Origin of the sequence: Protofrankia sp. Cas3 (genome assembly GCF_963555955.1) — a bacterium.
GTDB lineage: Bacteria > Actinomycetota > Actinomycetes > Frankiales > Frankiaceae > Protofrankia.
The window spans coordinates 49,980-66,099 of sequence record NZ_CAUVXP010000002.1 but is presented as its reverse complement, the minus strand read 5'-3'; the positions used below and the strand labels follow the sequence as shown (position 1 = coordinate 66,099).

The following is a 16,120-nucleotide window of genomic DNA, read 5'->3' as shown; positions in this document are numbered from 1 at the left end:
ATAAGATGCGGTCCATTCCATCGTTCTCTCCCATCGGTTTGCTGCACAAGCGCGCCGCCGGCGAGGGTCGCCGCCGTTGCGCTGGAGGACTCGTGGACCGTCGTACCGTGATTGCGGGCATCGCAGCAGCCCCCCTGGTCGCCGCTACCGGAGTGACCGGCACATCATCGGCGTCAGCCGCCGAATTCGGGGGCCACGAGCGCCATCGGACGCTGGTGATCGGGCACCGCGGCGCGTCGGGCTACCGCCCTGAACACACCCTCGCCTCGTACGAGCTGGCCGCGCGGATAGGCGCCGACTTCATGGAACCCGACCTCGTGCCCACCAAGGACGGCGTCCTGGTCTGCCGGCACGAGCCGGAGATCGGCGGCACCACCGACGTCGCCGACCACCCGGAGTTCGCCGCCCGCAAGGTGACCAAGGTGCTGGACGGCACGCCGGTCACCGGCTGGTTCACCGAGGACTTCACACTGGCTGAGCTGAAGACCCTGCGCGCCAAGGAGCGGCTGCCGGCCTTCCGGCAGGAGAACACGATGTACGACGGCCGGTTCGAGGTCCCGACCTTCGTCGAGCTGCTCGAGCTACGCCAGCGCCTGTCCCGGGAGCTCGGCCGCGAGCTCGGCGTCTACCCCGAGACCAAGCACCCGACGTACTTCCAGAAAGCCGGTCTTCCCCTCGAGCAGCGCCTCCTGGACCTCCTGAACCGATACGGCCTGAACCACCGCGGCGCCCCGGTGTTCGTGCAGTCCTTCGAGACGGGGAGCCTGCGCCAGCTGCGTACGCTTGGCCTGCGCGCTCCCTCGGTGCAGCTGCTCAGCGCTGGCGGCGCTCCGTTCGATCTGATCGACGCCGGCGACCCGCGGACCTACGCGGACCTGTCCACGCCGGCCGGCCTGCGACAGATCGCAAGCTACGCGAACGGAATCGGACCGGACAAGACGCAGATCATCCCGCGGGCCGCGGACGGAACGCTGGGCACGCCGACCTCGCTCGTCCCCGACGCGCACGCCGCGGGGCTGGTACTGCACCCGTACACCTTCCGGGCGGAGAACAACTTCCTGCCGGTGGACTACCGGCGCGGCGCGAACCTCAGCGACTTCGGTCGGGGGATCGACGAGCAGGTGACATATCTGAAGGCCGGCATCGACGGGCTGTTCACCGACCAGGCCGACATCGGTGTCATCGCCCGGAATGAGGCTTTCAAGTCCTAGCCGGCCAGGTCCTGGCTGGCGTCCTGGCTGGCGTCCTGGCTGGCGTCCTGGCTGGCACAGCACGGCGTAATTCCAGCGGGGATGAGCTCCCCGCGTTGCGAGACCGTGCTGAACATGGTGGCGGCGAACAACCTCGCCACCATGTTCAGCACGTCGGCGTTTTGACGCAATGACTGTGCGACCTCAACCTGCCGTGGACAACTGCTCCGGACGGTCCCGCGACCACGCCAACGTGTCACTGATGGCATCGAACAGCTCGAATAACTCCTCGGCGATGTCGACATGCGGACTGCTCAGAACAACATTGAGTACACCGCGACCGTCCGGCACGGGAATGAGCGTCTGCATGATGACGCCGTCGATCGGCACCCCGTCCGGCTCCGACCGCTCAACCCCACGCGTACGCACAGCCCGGCCGGCTGGCATCTCGACGACCGTCACGGTACGCCACGGAGAGCTCCGAACCGTCGGTGCCACCGCGGTGATCTGACCCGCGATCGCCTCGGCCGTGTTGTCCGCGCCGGTCGCCATGCCGTCGGTGTGGAACACCATCACACTGGCCACCAGACCGTCGGAACCGTCCACCAGTTCGGCTGTGGCCGCGCAATACACAGCCCCCTGCCGCTCCGCGCGCTCAGCGACCTCCCGCAGCAGCCTGAGTAGCGCCGCACGGTGTGGCCGCAGTTGCGGGAACTGCGCGATCCGCTCGTCGACCAGACGCGCGAGGTCACCGGTACGGCTGGCGCGCCACACGTCGAACTCAAACCAGGAGCGGGGCACCCGAAGGGTGAACCAGGTCGGGGCACCGGTGCCGGTGCCGCTCACACCGCACCGCCCGCCGCCACCGGCGACGCGGTCACGCCGGCGTCAGGAGACGCAGCGACCAAAACCGTGGGTGCCGCCGGCGGCAACACTCCGGCGAGGCCGGAATCCGCCGCGGATACCCCGTCTGCCAGGCCACGCAGCAGGCCGGACGCCCGCTCCAGCAACTTGTCCAGCGACTCACGCCGGTCAGACGACTGGCTGACGAAATGATGCAGGGCCGTCTCCACCTCGCCCGACCCCGTCTGACCATGCAGACCGTCGAAAGCGGCACCGAGCGAGGAGAGCGCAGCGCGAATGTCTGCCAGCTCACCGGACATCTGCCGGGCGACCTCGGGATCGCATCCGAAGACACTCGCCGTCACTTCGTTGCCCCTTCCATGGGCACGCACACCGTTACCACCCCAGACGCCTGAAGGCTAACCAGCACGCTACCAAGAAGCAATATCGGGAAACCATCCGTGGCCGACGATCGAGCGATCATGCTTTTTAGAGCGCCCGACAATAGGGACGTGGATCAAGGAGTGGGGCTGGGGTGCGTGCATCGCGAAGCGATGGATGGGGAGCGATGTGGCGAGGTGCGTGCTCGGGCCCCGCGTACCCGCGATCCTCGAACCACACCGCCGCGTCATGGGTCGACGCGGTCCCGGCCGGGTCAATCATGAGCGGGCGACCCCACCCGCCGGCATCGTCGCGCTCCGCGAACACACTCATGTGTGGATGAACAGCTACGGAAAGTTGCCTCTCAGCATGCGGAAGCAGACTGCATTTCCTATCCTTATCAGGGAACGCAAGCCTACCGACATTGATCACTATTGACTGGTGACCGCAGGGCAGGACGAAGGTGGGTTTTAGACGTGATCGAGACAGCTGAAAGCACTCCGCCGCACAGGCCGTCCACCCGCACCTGCCGCCCGAAGACGTCGGGTCGGCGGGGATTTCGCCGGATGGCGTTCCTACAGCGGCAGCGCAGATCCGCGGTCGTGTTGCTGTTGGTTGCGTTTCTCACCGGTGGGCTTGTCACGCCCGCGGCGGGCGCCGGCGGCTCCGGGGGTACAACAGGCGACGGAGACGTCGTCGGTACTCCCACATCCCTGCGAAACGTGCCCCCGGTAATATCCAGTGTGGCTACGGGCACATTGCTCGCCTACCACATGCCGGGCATCCAGGGAAAACAGATCAATGCGACGGCCATGCTTTTTGTTCCCACCGGGTCACCACCGCCACACGGCTGGCCCCTTGTCGTCTGGGGTCACGGAACCGTCGGACGGGCACCGGAGTGTGCGCCGAGCGTCCAGCTCCAGGAACACAACACATGGGTTGACGGGCCGAACGACACCCTACTGGCAGCCGTCTTGAAGATGGGCGTTGCCGTCGTCGCTCCGGACTACGAAGGACTGGGTCCCGTGGCCGATGGCGTCAGGGCCGGCCACGGCTATTATCACCTTTCCAGCGCGGGGAATTCGATGATCTTCGCTGCTGTCGCCGCGCAACGAGATCTTGGTAGCAAACTGTCCGGGCAATGGGTGTCGGCCGGGTGGTCGGAAGGGGGTTTCGCATCGCTTGCCGCCGCTTATTATTCCAACGTGGCCAAGAAAGCTGATCCCGACCTGGAGTATCGCGGCGCCATCGCCATCGCCCCGGTTCCGGATATTCGCGCCATGAACAGGGTCCTGTGGCGTGATATTGTCGATGCCTCTCAATCTGGATATGGGCCGACGGGCCGTCAGATCGACCAGCTGGTCTTTGCCAATGCGGAAACCATTTACTTCACGAAGACCCAACGTTATGCAGGCTACCACGTCGACCCGGCCCAGATCTACGGTCCCAATATGTTGAGGTTCTACCAGCAGAACTGGCAGACATGTCTGCCGGACCTGAACGCCCTCGTCCGGCATGATATCCAGAACTACCTGAACGCCGCTCCCTCCCATCGCCTGGACTCTTATCCAGGGATCCACGGCGAGACAGCCAACTCGCTTCCAGAGAACGCCCGGTTTTTCGACCAGAACCAGGGGCGGCTCGAGAACTCAACGCTGCCGGGCCCGATCCTCTGGCTGTACGGTACCGATGACATCACCAGCCCGAGCTCTGTCACCTACAACACCGTCAACAAGATGGTGGCCAACGGCAACGACATCAATCTGGCCGTCCTTGAGGGGGCGGGCCACTACGATGTATCCACCGTCGGCCTACCGCTCATTCAGGCACGCCTGAGGCAGCTCTTCATGCTGAGGTGACGTCTGAGGTGCCCACTGAGGTGACGCCAACCCGTCCCCGTTCGTATCCGGGCTCCTGGGATGAAGGGATCGGCGGGCGGCGGGCGGCGGCCGCCGCCGCCCGCGCCGACCCACCGCTGGGCGACATCCGCCGGCCCTGGCGGGGGAAGCATCAGGGTGTGCGATGCGCGGTGTTGGGAGCGACCGGCTACATCGGCGGCCGGCTGGTACCGGAGCTGGTGGGCCGGGGGCATGCCGTACGGGCGGTGGCCCGCAGTCCGGGCACGCTGGCCGACGTGCCCTGGCGCGACCAGGTCGACGTGGTGGCCGCGGACGTCACCGACGCCGACGGCGTCGCCACGGCCCTCGCCGGACAGGACGTCGTCTACTATCTGGTGCACTCCCTACACCAACGCGACTTCGTCACGCTGGACCGCGCCGCCGCCCACACCGTGGCCACCTGTGCCCGCACGGCCGGGGTGCGACGGATCGTCTATCTGGGCGGCATCAGCCCCACCGGCCAGCGGCTGTCCCCGCATCTGGCCTCCCGGGCGGAGGTCGGACGGATCCTGCTCGACTCGGGTGTGCCCACGGTCGTCCTGCAGGCAGCGATCATCATCGGCTCTGGATCGGCCAGTTTCGAGATGTTGCGCTACCTCAGCGAACGACTCCCGGTGATGGTCACCCCGCGATGGGTGCACAACCACGTACAGCCGATCGCAATACGCGACGTGCTGCACTACCTCGCCCACGCCGCCGAGCTCCTCCCCGGCACGGTGAACCGGGGTTTCGACATCGGCGGTCCCGACGTCCTCACCTACCTGGACATGATGCACCGCTACGCCGAGATCGCAGGCCTGCCGCGGCGCCTGGTGCTCCCGGTACCGCTGCTCACCCCGTGGCTGTCCGCGCAGTGGGTCAACCTGGTCACCCCGGTGCCGCGCAGCATCGCCGTCCCGCTCATCGAGTCCGTCATCCACGAGGTGGTCTGCCGCGACCGTGACATCACCGACGAGATCCCGGACCCGCCCGACGGGCTGACGGGCTACGAGCGGGCCGTCGACCTGGCACTGGCCAGGACTCGCGAGGCCGCGGTGCCCACCCGCTGGTCGGGCACCTCGACGCCGCGCGCACCCTCGGACCCACTACCCACCGACCCGAGCTGGTCGGGCGGGACGGTGTACGAGGACGTCCGTGAACGCGGCACCCGGGCCGATACGGGGGCGCTGTGGCAGGCCATCGAGGCTGTCGCCGGTACGCACGGCCGGTGGCGCGTGGAACACATCCAACGGCCCCACCTGCTGCGGCTGCGCGCCGAGATGCCGGTGCCCGGCCGTGCCTGGCTCGAGATGTCCGCCACCCCCGCCCCCGGCGGCTCGCTCTACCGGCAACGGGCGGTCTTCGAACCGCACGGACTGGCCGGCCACCTTTGCTGGAAGGCCGTCGCGCCCTTCCAGAACCTTGTCTTCGGCAGGATGGCCCACACCATCACAGGCGCGGCGGAACACCAACACCATCGCGCCAATTGATAAACACCTTCCGTTCTGCTAAAATTGCGTTTGGTAATCGAGAACAAGAAGATGGGAGCACATCGAACGATGACAGAGCGACAGCTCACAATAGTCGTATACCACGAGGACGACGGCTTTGTCGCGCAGTGTCTTGAAGTCAACGTGGCAAGCGATGGCGACACCGAGGATGACGCCCTCGCCAACGTCCAGGAGGCCCTGGAACTGTTCTTCGAGGACGGCGACGCCATCGAGACACATCCCGTCTACCAGGCGAAGGTGGCGAAGCTGACGCTGCAAAGTGCCTAACACGCCATCCTCTGAGGAAATCTGCAAAATCCTCGAAAAGCACGGCTTCCGCCTTGCTGGACAGAAGGGCTCTCACCGGAAATACCGGCACGACGGGCCGCCCGGCCGGACCGTGATTGTCCCCATGGGACGCAAGAACATGCGCATCGGAACCTTCCGGTCCATCGTCGGCCAGTCCGGCTTGAGCATCACCGACTTCCTGCCGTAGCACGCCGCGCCGCTCGACCCAGGCCGCCGCGCCGAGTTCGAAGCCGAGTTCCGCGCCGCTCTGGTCGCCGCCGACGACGACATCGACCTCGCCCCGGCCCAAGCCGTCGTCGACCGCTGGTGGCCGCAAGCCCTGCTGTGCGCCAACCCCGAGATCCAGGCCGGCGCCGACGAAGACCGCCGCCGCGTCGCCGTCGGCGACCTCACTGTCATCGCGGAGACCTGGTACCCACCCGGCCACCCCTACGCGCCCGATCGGGTCTGATGGCCGCTTACGCCGTCCGATCTATACGGCGCCCGCGGCCAGAGCCCATAAGGCCCAGAGCCGGTAGCGCGAGGCCGGACGGGGCCGGACGGGGCCGGTTCAGCCTGCCCGCGGCCGGTTCAGCCGGCAAGCAGCCGGCGCAGCCACAGCAGCTTCGCCGCCTTCGCGGCCTGCGAGACCGCGGCGTGCGGCGCCAGCATGTCGAACCCGTGGAAACCGCCAGGCCATACATGCAGCTCGGCGACACCACCGGCCTGCCAGATACGCGTCGCGTAGGCGACGTCCTCGTCCCGGAAGGTCTCCGCCGAACCGACGTCGACGAACGCCGGCGGCAGCCCCGAAAGGTCATCGGCCCGCGCCGGCGCCGCGTACGGGGAGACGTCGGGGCCGCCGCGATCGGCACCCAGCAGCGCCGACCAGCCCGTCGCGTTGGCGGTCTGATCCCACACGCCCCGCCCCGCCATCTGCCGGGCGGAGGGCGTGTCGTTACGGTCATCGAGCATCGGGCACAGCAACATCTGCCCGGCCAGAGTCGGGCCGCCACGGTCCCGAGTGAGCAGCGCCAACGCCGCGGCCAGCCCACCGCCCGCGCTGCTACCCGCGATCACGATCCGAGCCGGGTCGACGCCCAGCTCGGCGGCGTGCGCAGCCGTCCACAGCAGCCCGGCGTAACAGTCCTCCACCGGCGCCGGATGGGGATGCTCGGGAGCAAGACGGTACTCCACGGAGATCACGACCAGGCCCAGCTCCTGCGCCCAGTCCAGCGTCTCCGGGACACCCAGCCGATTGTTGCCGATGATCATTCCACCGCCGTGCATGTAGTACAACGCCGCGTACGGCGCGCTGGCCGCCGCGGGTCGGCACACCAGCAGCGACACGTCGGGCGCCCCGGGCGGACCGGGCACCGCCACGTCCTGGACGTCGAACGCGCCACCACGCACAAGCTCCTCGTCCGCCATGGCCATCCCGCCCATGGCCTCGCGAAACCCCGGAATCATCGCCGGCGTCACCGACGACGGCAGGTAAGCCCCGAGGGCCTCCAGCGCCGCCACCAGCTCGGCGTCGAACGGAGGCGGCGAGCCGACGGGCATACCCTGCGATGTGGATGGCGGTGCCCCGATGGTCATGGATTCTCCCGATCGCCACGAACGCTGCTGTACGACAACGAGAAGCATCCTCTCCACGGACGATCCAGGTGAAAAGGAGCCGACCGCCGGGTATCGACCGCCAGCCGGCGGCCTGGGCAGCCCGCAGCGCAGCGTCGAAATCCGTGGCCCACCAGGCCAGCTGATGGAAGCCCTCGTGCCCGGACGCGAGGAACTCGGTGTAGATGCTGGGCGTGTCGCCTTCCTGGTGGATCAATTCGATCTGCAGATCGCCGGTGTTGGCGAAGGCGACCGACAACGTCACCTCGCAGGGCTGGCCGCGATAGAGCCCGCTCTGCGGCCGTCCGCGCAGGACGTACCAGGGGCCGACACCCATGCTGAGCCAGGCGGCCACCGCCTGGTCGAGGTCACGGACGACATAGCCGAGCTGGCGCACGACTCCCGGCAGTGCGGCTGACTCATAGGACGGGTGCATCGACCGCTCCTCTGGTGTGATGCGGGTCCGGGCCGGATCGGCGGGCCGGTGGTGACGAGTCCCTCGGCACCGCCCGCACCATCTCAGCGTCGCCGGTAACCGAGGGCGGGCGGAATCAGCCTGGATATACAAATGATATCTGGTCGCTGAGATCACGAATCCGAAACTGGCCGAGCATCGGCACGTTCGAGAGGAAAGCCCATGACGTCCCGACCGCCGCTGGCCGAACAGCTGGACCTGGCCCCACACCCCGAAGGCGGGGGCGGCCTCAACCGGTCAGCTGTTCGCTCTACCGTCCTGGCGCTTTAACTGGTGAACCTCAGTAGCGTCGTGACGACGATAGGTGAACTCAACACCCTGCGCCAAGTCACCGAAATCCTCGACGGTGACGGACTCCGCTTTTCCGGCAAGCACGAATAGGAGGTGCCGTACCGTCCAGGCCCCTTCGTAGCGATTGCCGAACTTGTCGGCCTCACCACCAGACCTTGGACTCACGATACCTCCTCACCCATCCCCAGCCGGAATAGACTGCGAGTCAGCATATATGAATTCTCTCCAACTTTGTTCTTATTTTGAACCAGTTTGGGAGTATGTCAATGTGGCCTTGCCTAACGTGCGTACCCATCCTGTAGATACTGCACGCGCCCCGTCTTCAGTGCGTCGAGCGCCACCGCCACCCGTCGCCACACGTACGGCCGCAACCGTTGCTGCGCCTGCTCGGGCGTGCAGAACTCGAACGCCGACAGCTCTTCGTCACGCAGCTTGAGCCCAGCGATCTGCTCGTCGCTCAGCTCGCCGCCGTCGAAGACGAAGGCGAGCAGGTCATCCCACGGCCCATGTGGCGATACCCAATCGACCACGAGCAATCCGCCCACATGCACGTCCAGGCCGAGTTCTTCCTTCAGCTCACGGCGCACGGCCTCGTGCGGCGGCTCGTTGGCCTCGGCCATGCCGCCCGGTGTGTCCCAGTTGGGCTTGTACTGCGGATCAACGAGCAGAATCCGGCCCGCGTGGTCGCGCAGGATCACGTCGGCGCTGACTCGCTTGCGTGGTTGCTTCGCGTTGCCCTCTGCCAAGTACGCCTGCCAGGCTTCCGGGTCACGCTCATACAGCGGAGCGTCAGCGTTCACCATCTCTCCCCGAGCGCCGTTCCATCGCCACGTCCGTCCTGTGTGAGCCACTGGTAGAGCCACACCCGCTCCCTGAGCGCCTCATCGAGGCAGCTCAAGAACTCGGCCACCATCCGAGTACCCCGGTGCGGCTCCAGCAGGCGCTTGAGATCAAGAAGCTGCTGGATGACGAGATAGGAGCCGAGCTGCTGGGTCGCGTCCAGCACCTCCTAAGCCACGGCACAGGCTTCGTCGGGCCTGCCTTGGGCAATGAGCACAGTTACAAGGATGAGCTGCCCGAATGCCCGGCTGCGTGTGCGGTCCCCCGGCCGCAGCTCGATGACACGCTCCGCTTGCCGTTCCGCCTGAGTCAGGTCTCCGAGTTGGCGTAGGCACCGGGCGGCCTCGTTCGCTAGTGAGCCTTCATCGAAGTGGCTCACCCATGGCGACCGTTCCTCGGCCGGCTGCGCTTCAAGCACCCGCTCCGCCTCGGTGAGGAGCTGCGTGCAGTCGTCGGATCGTCGCAGCACTGCAAAGCCACGAGCCTGCATCGCAAGGAGACGAGCTTCGAGTTCAGGCAACCGCGGACCACGGGCCAGCACTTCACGTCCTCGTCGCGCGTACTGGATGGCGTCGGCCGACTTGCGCTGGTGGTGGGCTAGATGGCTCATGCTGGCCAGGATGTGTATGCCGAGCTGCCGGTCGTTCCCGAGCTTGACGAGATCAAGAGAGCGCGCAAAGTGCTGCCCGGCGGCTTGGTCCCGCCCGGCGTCGTGAGCCATCCACCCAGCCATCTCGGTCAACGCGGCTGCGGCCGTGAAAGCCAACCTTCCATCGCTGCCGTGATCGACTCCGAACATGCGTGGCGCGACCTCAGCTTGCAGGTACTTGACGACCGTGGCGTAGAGATGACCGCCGCCGACCTGGCGATCCGCCGCCCGGAATGACTGTATCGCGGAGGCGTAACCATTGCTGCTGCCAAGCGGCAGTCTGAATGACGGAGCCTGAAGCAATACGGGCCGCGGCGGGGCTTGCTGCGGTATAGTCGCCATCTCTCCCTCGGTCATACGGACGTTGCCATTTGCAGGCAGCTCACCGGGCAATTTGAACCACAGTAGATGCTCGGGAATGCGAAGCGTCCGTGCCCAATGCGTCAGGCTGTCGAGATGGCGGACGGGTGCGCCGTTCTCGATACGACTGATTTGCGCTTGCGTCAGGCCGAGCCAACCGGCGACAACACCCTGCGGAATGCCGTCTTTGCCGTATACGGCGATGTGCTGCGGGTGTTTGCGATACGCCCGCGAGACGTGGCCGATGTGCTGCGCAGTGAAAGCATCCCGAAACTGATCGGTGTCCCAGAACTCATCAGGCAAGTCCGGCGGCTGAATGATGAAGTCTCGGGCCTTGGTCTGGCACGGGGCGCACTGGCTGCTCTTGTTGTCGCGGGCAAGGCGCGTTCCGCAGCGGCAGTAACGTGCCGGGCGGTTCGCGTCCATGATCGTCCTGATCTCCGGGTGCGGCATCCTGACCAGCAATTCTAGAGCCTGGTCCACCCTACGCGGCGAACGACATACACGGCATGTATGGCGTGTATACCCCCGCGATCATGCCCGGTACGGCCCAGCCGGGCCACTCTCTGGTTACCCGGACACGTCCCCAACCAGGGAGAACGATCCATGACCCGCCAAACATCGGCTCCGGCCGCACCGATCGTCGCTGACTACTTCCCGCCGGAGCTGCGGCAGCTGTGCCGGACCGCAGTACGGGTACTGCACGAGCACATCGAGGTGGGCGGCCTATGCGTGGTCTGCGGCGTGAGCTGGCCGTACACTTACGTCGAAGTGGCCTCGCCGGAGTCACGCCATTCACGCAGGTTCTGCACCACTTCTTCGTAGAACTTCTCCAGCGTGTCCACCACCGAGGTGACGAACGTGCCCTTCCCGATACTGCGTTTCGTCCCGAGGGGAGCGCTCAAGGAAATACGAAAGGCCCTGATCTCACATCCCGGATCGGTGACCAGGATGTCCGGCTTCTGGCGCACCAAGGCGAGAAGCTCGGCTCGGGCTGCTTCCCGCGATCCCTGGTCGAACGATTCGACCCGCAGATTTCCGTTCGCATCCCCGAGCTGCCTCACCATCCACTTCACCCGGGTGAGCGGGCGTCCCTGGCGAGGTGCGTCAATGCTTACCGAGCACACGACCCGGCCTGCACGCAGATCCGCGGTGACGGTCACTGGACCGACCGCCCCGGGGATCCGCAGCATCGCAGACAGGGTGCCGTTCCCGCACAGCTCCTCGGCCAACATCTGCCGCCGCTGCGTCGCGTCCACACGGCGGTTCACCTGGGAGATGACCTCGATACCCAGCAGCCCACCCAGGTGTAAGCACAGACAGTGGGCAAACTGGTCGAAGCGTTCGGCGACGGAAGGCAGTCCTTTGTCCGTGGGTCGCAGCGTGCCCGCCGACACGCTGTCCCTCACCGCCACCCAGTGAGGTCCCAGGTCGTCGAACGTCTCCGCCCCGGAACGCCCGTGATCGAGGTACCGGAGAAACTCGCCGAGGATATACTCCTGGGTGGCGTCCGCCACCGAGCTATTCTCTATCAGGAGCTGGCAGCGGAATCGTATCTCCGCCCACGACAGATGGTAGACGCCGACTTTCTTCGTTTTCCGCCCGTCGATCGCGACAGGATGGCGTTCGTCTGCCGTCGTGATCAGATTGGAGATGGTGAGCACGGCGTCGAACCGCTGTTCCCGGGCAATGTCGAGGTACGCCTCGACCTGCCCCGAGCGGAGTTCACCAGTGCCCGTCTTCACCTCGACCAGCGCGGTCCACGATCGCTGCCCCCGGGTCACTCTGATCAGGCCGTCCGGCACGTAGGGGTCGTCGCCCCGGTTGAACGGCACCTCGATGAACGTCTCGACCTGGCCGGCCGGCGCCCCGAAGCGGGTGGTCAAAGCACGACCGAACTCGCGCACCGAACCCACGACGGCCAGCAACGCCGACGTCGCGCGCCGTTCCTGCTCCGCCGCACCACCGATACCCGCAACGGGGAACAGCCTCGCCGGTTGCCACCGCTGCTCTACCTCCCCGGCATCGGGCCTTCTCGCCTTCGACGCCGGCAGCCGCCGCGCTGACCTGCTTTTCTTCGTGGTGACCGTCTGGGTTCGCCGCTCCCTCCTGTTGGCCGGCGGGCGGGACACATCTGGCGGACCTGCAGCGCTGGAAGCATCTACCCCGGCAGTGGTGCCGGCACTGTCCGCAGGATCCGCGCCTACGGGCGCCACCTGCTCGGTTCGCCCGGGTGCGGGGCTGTCTTCCTCGTCGGAGTCGACCTCGACACCGTATTCGGTGACGAGGGTCGCCAGGCCTGTGTCGTATCCCTGGCCGACCGCGCGGAACTTCCACTGCCCGGAACGGCGGTAGACCTCCCCGAGCATGAACGCGGTCTCGGTGGATGCACCCGTGACGTCGTACCGCAGCAGCTCCACTGCGTCAGCCCCCCGCAGTAGCCGCAGCCGCAGGTACTCCAGCCGGCCAAAGCCATCACCTTCACCGCCGTCCAAACTGGCGGCGAAGAGCACCCGCTCGACGCTGTCCGGGACGTCATCCATGTCGACCTCAACGACGTCGGTGAAGGCCGTGTGCCGCTCCCCGGCAGCGGACGTCTTGCCGCGAAGCCTGACCGCCCCGCCTGCCCCGGACGGCTGGTTGTAGAAGACGAAGTCGTCGTTCGACCGGACCTTCCCGTCATCCCCAAGCAGCAGCACGCTCACATCCGCGTCAAGCGGATGCCCCTTCTCAGCAGCCCATTCAAGAATGACCGAGACCGAACCGAGCTCGTCAGCCAGGGCGCTGAGGGTTACGTTTCCCCCCTTGCGCATGGCCGCAACCGTCGCAGCGCACATGCCCGAACCATACAGCCAGAGACTTTAATAAAAGAAGATCAACTGCTTGATCTACAATCGAGCATCGATGGGAAAACAATAAGAAGCGATGCAACATAAAAATCGGCCGTTCCAGCCGGGCACGCAACCCGCTCAGATCTTCATAAAGCAGACAAAACACTGCTGCGTGAGACGCTGACGGGACTGTCCGGAGCCTGTGGATCGCGTGTCGGACCGTTCAGCTGGCCCGGCCAGCTGAGGGCGAAACCGATGACGTCGCCGACGATGGAATGACTCAAGTGCGGCCGGGGGCTTCCAGCCGGGTGGTCTGTCCGGCTGCGAGCCCGCGGACGGTATCGCCGCGGCAGTGTGCTCCCGAGTGGGTGGTCACGACGGTGCCCACGGTAGCGAGCAGTGCTCTGCCGGCATCGTCGAGGTTGTCACCGTGGTGTTGGTGAAGGCGTAGTGCCATTGCTCGTAGGTGAAGCCGACGGCCCTGTGCCGGTTCGCCGGGTTCTTGAGCACCGGGAATGTCGCCTTGACTGGGACGGGCCCGGCGCCCACGTGCTCTGGCACGGCAAGGGGCGCAAAGGGCGGATCACCCCGCTCAGGGCGCCCGCCGTCGCCGCACTGCGGCTCTGGCAGCGCGAGAACCCCGCGCCCGAGGACGCCGTCGTGTTCACCGCCCGCGGCACCACCAGGACGATGAGCACCGACGCCGTCGCCGACCGCCTGAAGATCCACGCCAGGGCGGCGGCTGCTGGCGCACCCTCCAGGGCCTGGTCGACTTCGCCGTTGTGCAGTCCTATCTGTCTACCGCCACCAAATGGGGATTGCACACCCTCGACGTGCTCATCCAGCTGTTCACTATCGGCGCCTGGCTTCCGTCCCGCGGCTCAACCCTCCTGAGGCCATGCTCAGCAACCAGCAACCAGCAACCAGCAACCAGCAACCAGCAATCCCAGCTGAACAGCTACATCTCCGCGGCTTTGGAGCGCCCGGCAACAGGGGACGCGGCGTCGCGGCGTCGCGGGCAAGGGCATTGCCCCGACCCGGGCACGGTTGAGATCATCCCAGGAGCGGGCGCGGTGAGGACAGGGCACCTCGTCCAGACCTCCGGGGCCCGGCCGGAGCGATCCGCACGCCAGACAAGGAGCTCCCGTGAGCGCGATGACGTTCCAAGAAATGACCCCGGTGTCCTTCCTCGAACGAGCAGCGAGGGTTTTCGCCCAGCGGCCGGCCGTGGTGGACGGCGATCTGCAGTATTCCTACGGCGAGTTCTGGCAGCGCGCGCAGCGGCTGGCCGGGGTGCTCGCCGAACACGGGGTACAGCCCGGCGACCGGGTGGCGGTCCTGTGCCCGAACACCCACGTGTTACTCGAGGCGCACTACGGGGTACCGCTCGCGGGTGCCGTGCTGGTGGCGGTGAACACCCGACTGTCCGCGAGCGAAATCGGCTACATCCTGGACCACAGCGGCGTGACGGTGGCCATCGTCGACGCCGAGTACCGCCCGGTGCTGTCGGACGCGCTGCGCGCCGGCACCGGGCGCCCGACCGTGATCCTTGCCGGGGACTGCGGCCCAGGGCAGGACGCCGGGTACGAGTTGCTGCTGGCGGACGCGCAGCCGCATCGAGTGCCGGTAACCGACGAGCGTTCGCTGCTGTCGCTGAACTACACCAGCGGTACCACCGGCCAGCCCAAGGGGGTGATGTACCACCACCGCGGCGCCTACCTGCAGGCGGTCGCAATGGCCTACCATGCCACGCTCGACACGTCCTCGCGCTATCTGTGGACACTGCCGATGTTCCACACCAACGGCTGGTGCTTCCCGTGGGCGGTGACCGCGTCCGGCGGCGTGCACCACTGCCTGCGCAGGGTCGATTCCGGCGAGATCTGGCGGGCGATCCGAGACGAGGGAATCAGTCACTTCTGCGCCGCGCCCACCGTGCTCGCCATGCTGGCTGATCATCCTGCGGCGCATCGCCCGCCGTATCCGGTCAAGGTGTTCACCGGGGGGGCACCGCCGTGGCCCGCGTTGCTGGAGCGGATGGAGACCTTCGGAATCGATGTACACCACCTCTACGGACTGACTGAGACCTTCGGTCCCGCCGTCGTGTGCGAGTGGCAGCCGGAATGGGACGGCTCGACCGTGCAGAAACGGGCGCGGTTGACCGCACGCCAGGGAATTGCCAACGTGATCAGTGAACCGGTCCGTGTGGTGGACGCGTCCGGAGCGGACGTACCGGCCGACGCGGCCACCCTCGGCGAGATCGTGCTGCGAGGTAACAACATCATGCTGGGCTACTACCGGGACGAGCAGGCAACCGCCGAGGCCTCGATCGGCGGCTGGTTCCACACCGGCGACCTCGGGATCATGCATCCCGACGGCTATGTCGAACTGCGCGACAGGATCAAGGACATCGTCATCTCCGGTGGAGAAAACATCACCTCCGTCGAGGTGGAAAAAGCCCTCGCCGAGCATCCGGAGGTCCTTGAGGCCGCGGTGGTCGGTGCCCCGCATCCGACGTGGGGCGAGGTTCCGATCGCGTACGTCACCCTGCGATCACAGGACGCCGCCGACGAGGCGGAACTCATCGACTTCGTCCGGACCCGGATCGCTCGGTTCAAGGCACCGCGCCGGATCATCTTCGGCGTCCTTCCCAAGACCTCCACCGGAAAAATCCAGAAAGCCATGCTCCGTGAACGAGCCATCGACCTGACATTCGGCTAGGAGAATTCCCGGAAGGCCGAACCCCGCCCCCGCGGGACCGGGCGGTGGGACCATCCCCGGACGGGCACACCGGTGCCCAGGCACGCAAGGAGGGGCGGCATCGTGAGCGTCGGTTTCGCGGAGAAGGACGAGCCGGTGACCGGCGCCCGTCGGTATATCAGACGATCCACCGGGCAGCCTCCGCTCGCGGTAGGTACACCGGTGGCCTGCCGCGACGGCGTGCAGCTCAGCACGATGCGGCTCCGCGCAGCCATGAAGATCTCAGGCTAG

16 protein-coding genes and 4 pseudogenes are annotated in these 16,120 nt (G+C 66.6%); 9 read left to right on the top strand and 11 right to left on the bottom strand.

Annotated elements, in window-relative coordinates; translation table 11 throughout:
* Nucleotides 1-92 precede the first annotated feature (92 nt).
* Nucleotides 93-1,211: a glycerophosphodiester phosphodiesterase gene (locus U9983_RS00850; protein WP_416211236.1), complete on the top strand. Its 1,119-nt coding sequence runs from the start codon at nt 93-95 to the stop codon at nt 1,209-1,211.
* On the opposite strand, the gene U9983_RS00845 is transcribed toward U9983_RS00850, so the two are convergent.
* Genes U9983_RS00845 through U9983_RS00835 form a run of 3 tightly spaced genes read right to left on the bottom strand, consistent with a single transcriptional unit; the run spans nt 1,208 to nt 2,398 of the window.
* Complete coding sequence (locus tag U9983_RS00845) at nt 1,208-1,354, bottom strand: hypothetical protein (protein ID WP_322752182.1); 147 nt, start codon at nt 1,352-1,354, stop codon at nt 1,208-1,210. The two genes, U9983_RS00850 and U9983_RS00845, sit on opposite strands and share 4 nt — an antisense overlap.
* 40 nt (nt 1,355-1,394) lie before the next feature.
* Complete coding sequence (locus U9983_RS00840; protein ID WP_322752181.1) at nt 1,395-2,036, bottom strand: hypothetical protein; 642 nt, start codon at nt 2,034-2,036, stop codon at nt 1,395-1,397.
* The gene (locus tag U9983_RS00835; protein WP_322752180.1) at nt 2,033-2,398 is read right to left on the bottom strand and encodes a hypothetical protein; all 366 of its coding nucleotides are present in this window, start codon (nt 2,396-2,398) and stop codon (nt 2,033-2,035) included. The genes U9983_RS00840 and U9983_RS00835 overlap by 4 nt, the downstream gene beginning before the upstream one ends.
* A gap of 618 nt (nt 2,399-3,016) precedes the next feature.
* On the opposite strand from U9983_RS00835, the gene U9983_RS00830 reads away from it, so the two are divergent.
* From U9983_RS00830 to U9983_RS00810, 5 genes and pseudogenes are all read left to right on the top strand, one after another.
* Nucleotides 3,017-4,273 (top strand): lipase family protein, encoded by a 1,257-nt coding sequence (locus U9983_RS00830; RefSeq protein ID WP_322752179.1) that lies wholly within the window; start codon nt 3,017-3,019, stop codon nt 4,271-4,273.
* A gap of 158 nt (nt 4,274-4,431) precedes the next feature.
* Nucleotides 4,432-5,781 (top strand): DUF2867 domain-containing protein, encoded by a 1,350-nt coding sequence (locus U9983_RS00825; RefSeq protein WP_416211235.1) that lies wholly within the window; start codon nt 4,432-4,434, stop codon nt 5,779-5,781.
* 69 nt (nt 5,782-5,850) lie between these two features.
* On the top strand, nt 5,851-6,069 hold the full coding sequence (locus U9983_RS00820) for a type II toxin-antitoxin system HicB family antitoxin (protein ID WP_322752177.1): 219 nt from the start codon (nt 5,851-5,853) through the stop codon (nt 6,067-6,069).
* Nucleotides 6,062-6,277: a type II toxin-antitoxin system HicA family toxin gene (locus tag U9983_RS00815; protein WP_322749736.1), complete on the top strand. Its 216-nt coding sequence runs from the start codon at nt 6,062-6,064 to the stop codon at nt 6,275-6,277. Before U9983_RS00820 ends, U9983_RS00815 begins: the two co-directional genes overlap by 8 nt.
* A 21-nt stretch (nt 6,278-6,298) precedes the next feature.
* Nucleotides 6,299-6,541, top strand: a pseudogene (locus U9983_RS00810) (DUF6247 family protein); the annotation flags it as partial.
* A 119-nt stretch (nt 6,542-6,660) separates the two neighbouring features.
* Here U9983_RS00810 and U9983_RS00805 read toward each other — a convergent pair.
* From U9983_RS00805 to U9983_RS27615, 8 genes and pseudogenes are all read right to left on the bottom strand, one after another.
* Nucleotides 6,661-7,668, bottom strand: coding sequence for an alpha/beta hydrolase (locus U9983_RS00805; RefSeq protein ID WP_322752176.1), 1,008 nt, complete (start codon nt 7,666-7,668; stop codon nt 6,661-6,663).
* Between the two features lie 82 nt (nt 7,669-7,750).
* Nucleotides 7,751-8,122 (bottom strand): annotated as a pseudogene (locus U9983_RS00800) (VOC family protein); the annotation flags it as partial.
* Between the two features lie 276 nt (nt 8,123-8,398).
* On the bottom strand, nt 8,399-8,617 hold the full coding sequence (locus tag U9983_RS00795; protein ID WP_322752175.1) for a hypothetical protein: 219 nt from the start codon (nt 8,615-8,617) through the stop codon (nt 8,399-8,401).
* Nucleotides 8,618-8,730: 113 nt separating this feature from the next.
* On the bottom strand, nt 8,731-9,255 hold the full coding sequence (locus tag U9983_RS00790) for an NUDIX hydrolase (protein WP_322752174.1): 525 nt from the start codon (nt 9,253-9,255) through the stop codon (nt 8,731-8,733).
* A complete protein-coding gene (locus U9983_RS00785; protein ID WP_322752173.1) occupies nt 9,249-9,458 on the bottom strand; it encodes a hypothetical protein in 210 nt (69 codons plus the stop codon). Before U9983_RS00785 ends, U9983_RS00790 begins: the two co-directional genes overlap by 7 nt.
* Nucleotides 9,459-9,461: 3 nt before the next feature.
* A complete protein-coding gene (locus U9983_RS00780) occupies nt 9,462-10,727 on the bottom strand; it encodes a hypothetical protein (protein WP_322752172.1) in 1,266 nt (421 codons plus the stop codon).
* Nucleotides 10,728-11,062: 335 nt separating this feature from the next.
* The gene (locus tag U9983_RS00775) at nt 11,063-13,138 is read right to left on the bottom strand and encodes a TerD family protein (protein ID WP_322752171.1); all 2,076 of its coding nucleotides are present in this window, start codon (nt 13,136-13,138) and stop codon (nt 11,063-11,065) included.
* 426 nt (nt 13,139-13,564) lie between these two features.
* Nucleotides 13,565-13,660: pseudogene (locus U9983_RS27615) on the bottom strand (alpha/beta hydrolase); the annotation flags it as partial.
* 200 nt (nt 13,661-13,860) lie between these two features.
* Here U9983_RS27615 and U9983_RS00765 point away from each other — a divergent pair.
* The 3 genes and pseudogenes from U9983_RS00765 to U9983_RS00755 form a co-directional block, all read left to right on the top strand.
* A pseudogene (locus tag U9983_RS00765) lies at nt 13,861-14,026 on the top strand (IS66 family transposase); the annotation flags it as partial.
* Between the two features lie 261 nt (nt 14,027-14,287).
* Nucleotides 14,288-15,850 carry an AMP-binding protein gene (locus U9983_RS00760; RefSeq protein WP_322752213.1) on the top strand — a complete coding sequence of 521 codons (1,563 nt, stop codon included), beginning with the start codon at nt 14,288-14,290 and terminating at the stop codon, nt 15,848-15,850.
* 102 nt (nt 15,851-15,952) lie between these two features.
* Nucleotides 15,953-16,120: a hypothetical protein gene (locus tag U9983_RS00755; protein WP_322752169.1), complete on the top strand. Its 168-nt coding sequence runs from the start codon at nt 15,953-15,955 to the stop codon at nt 16,118-16,120.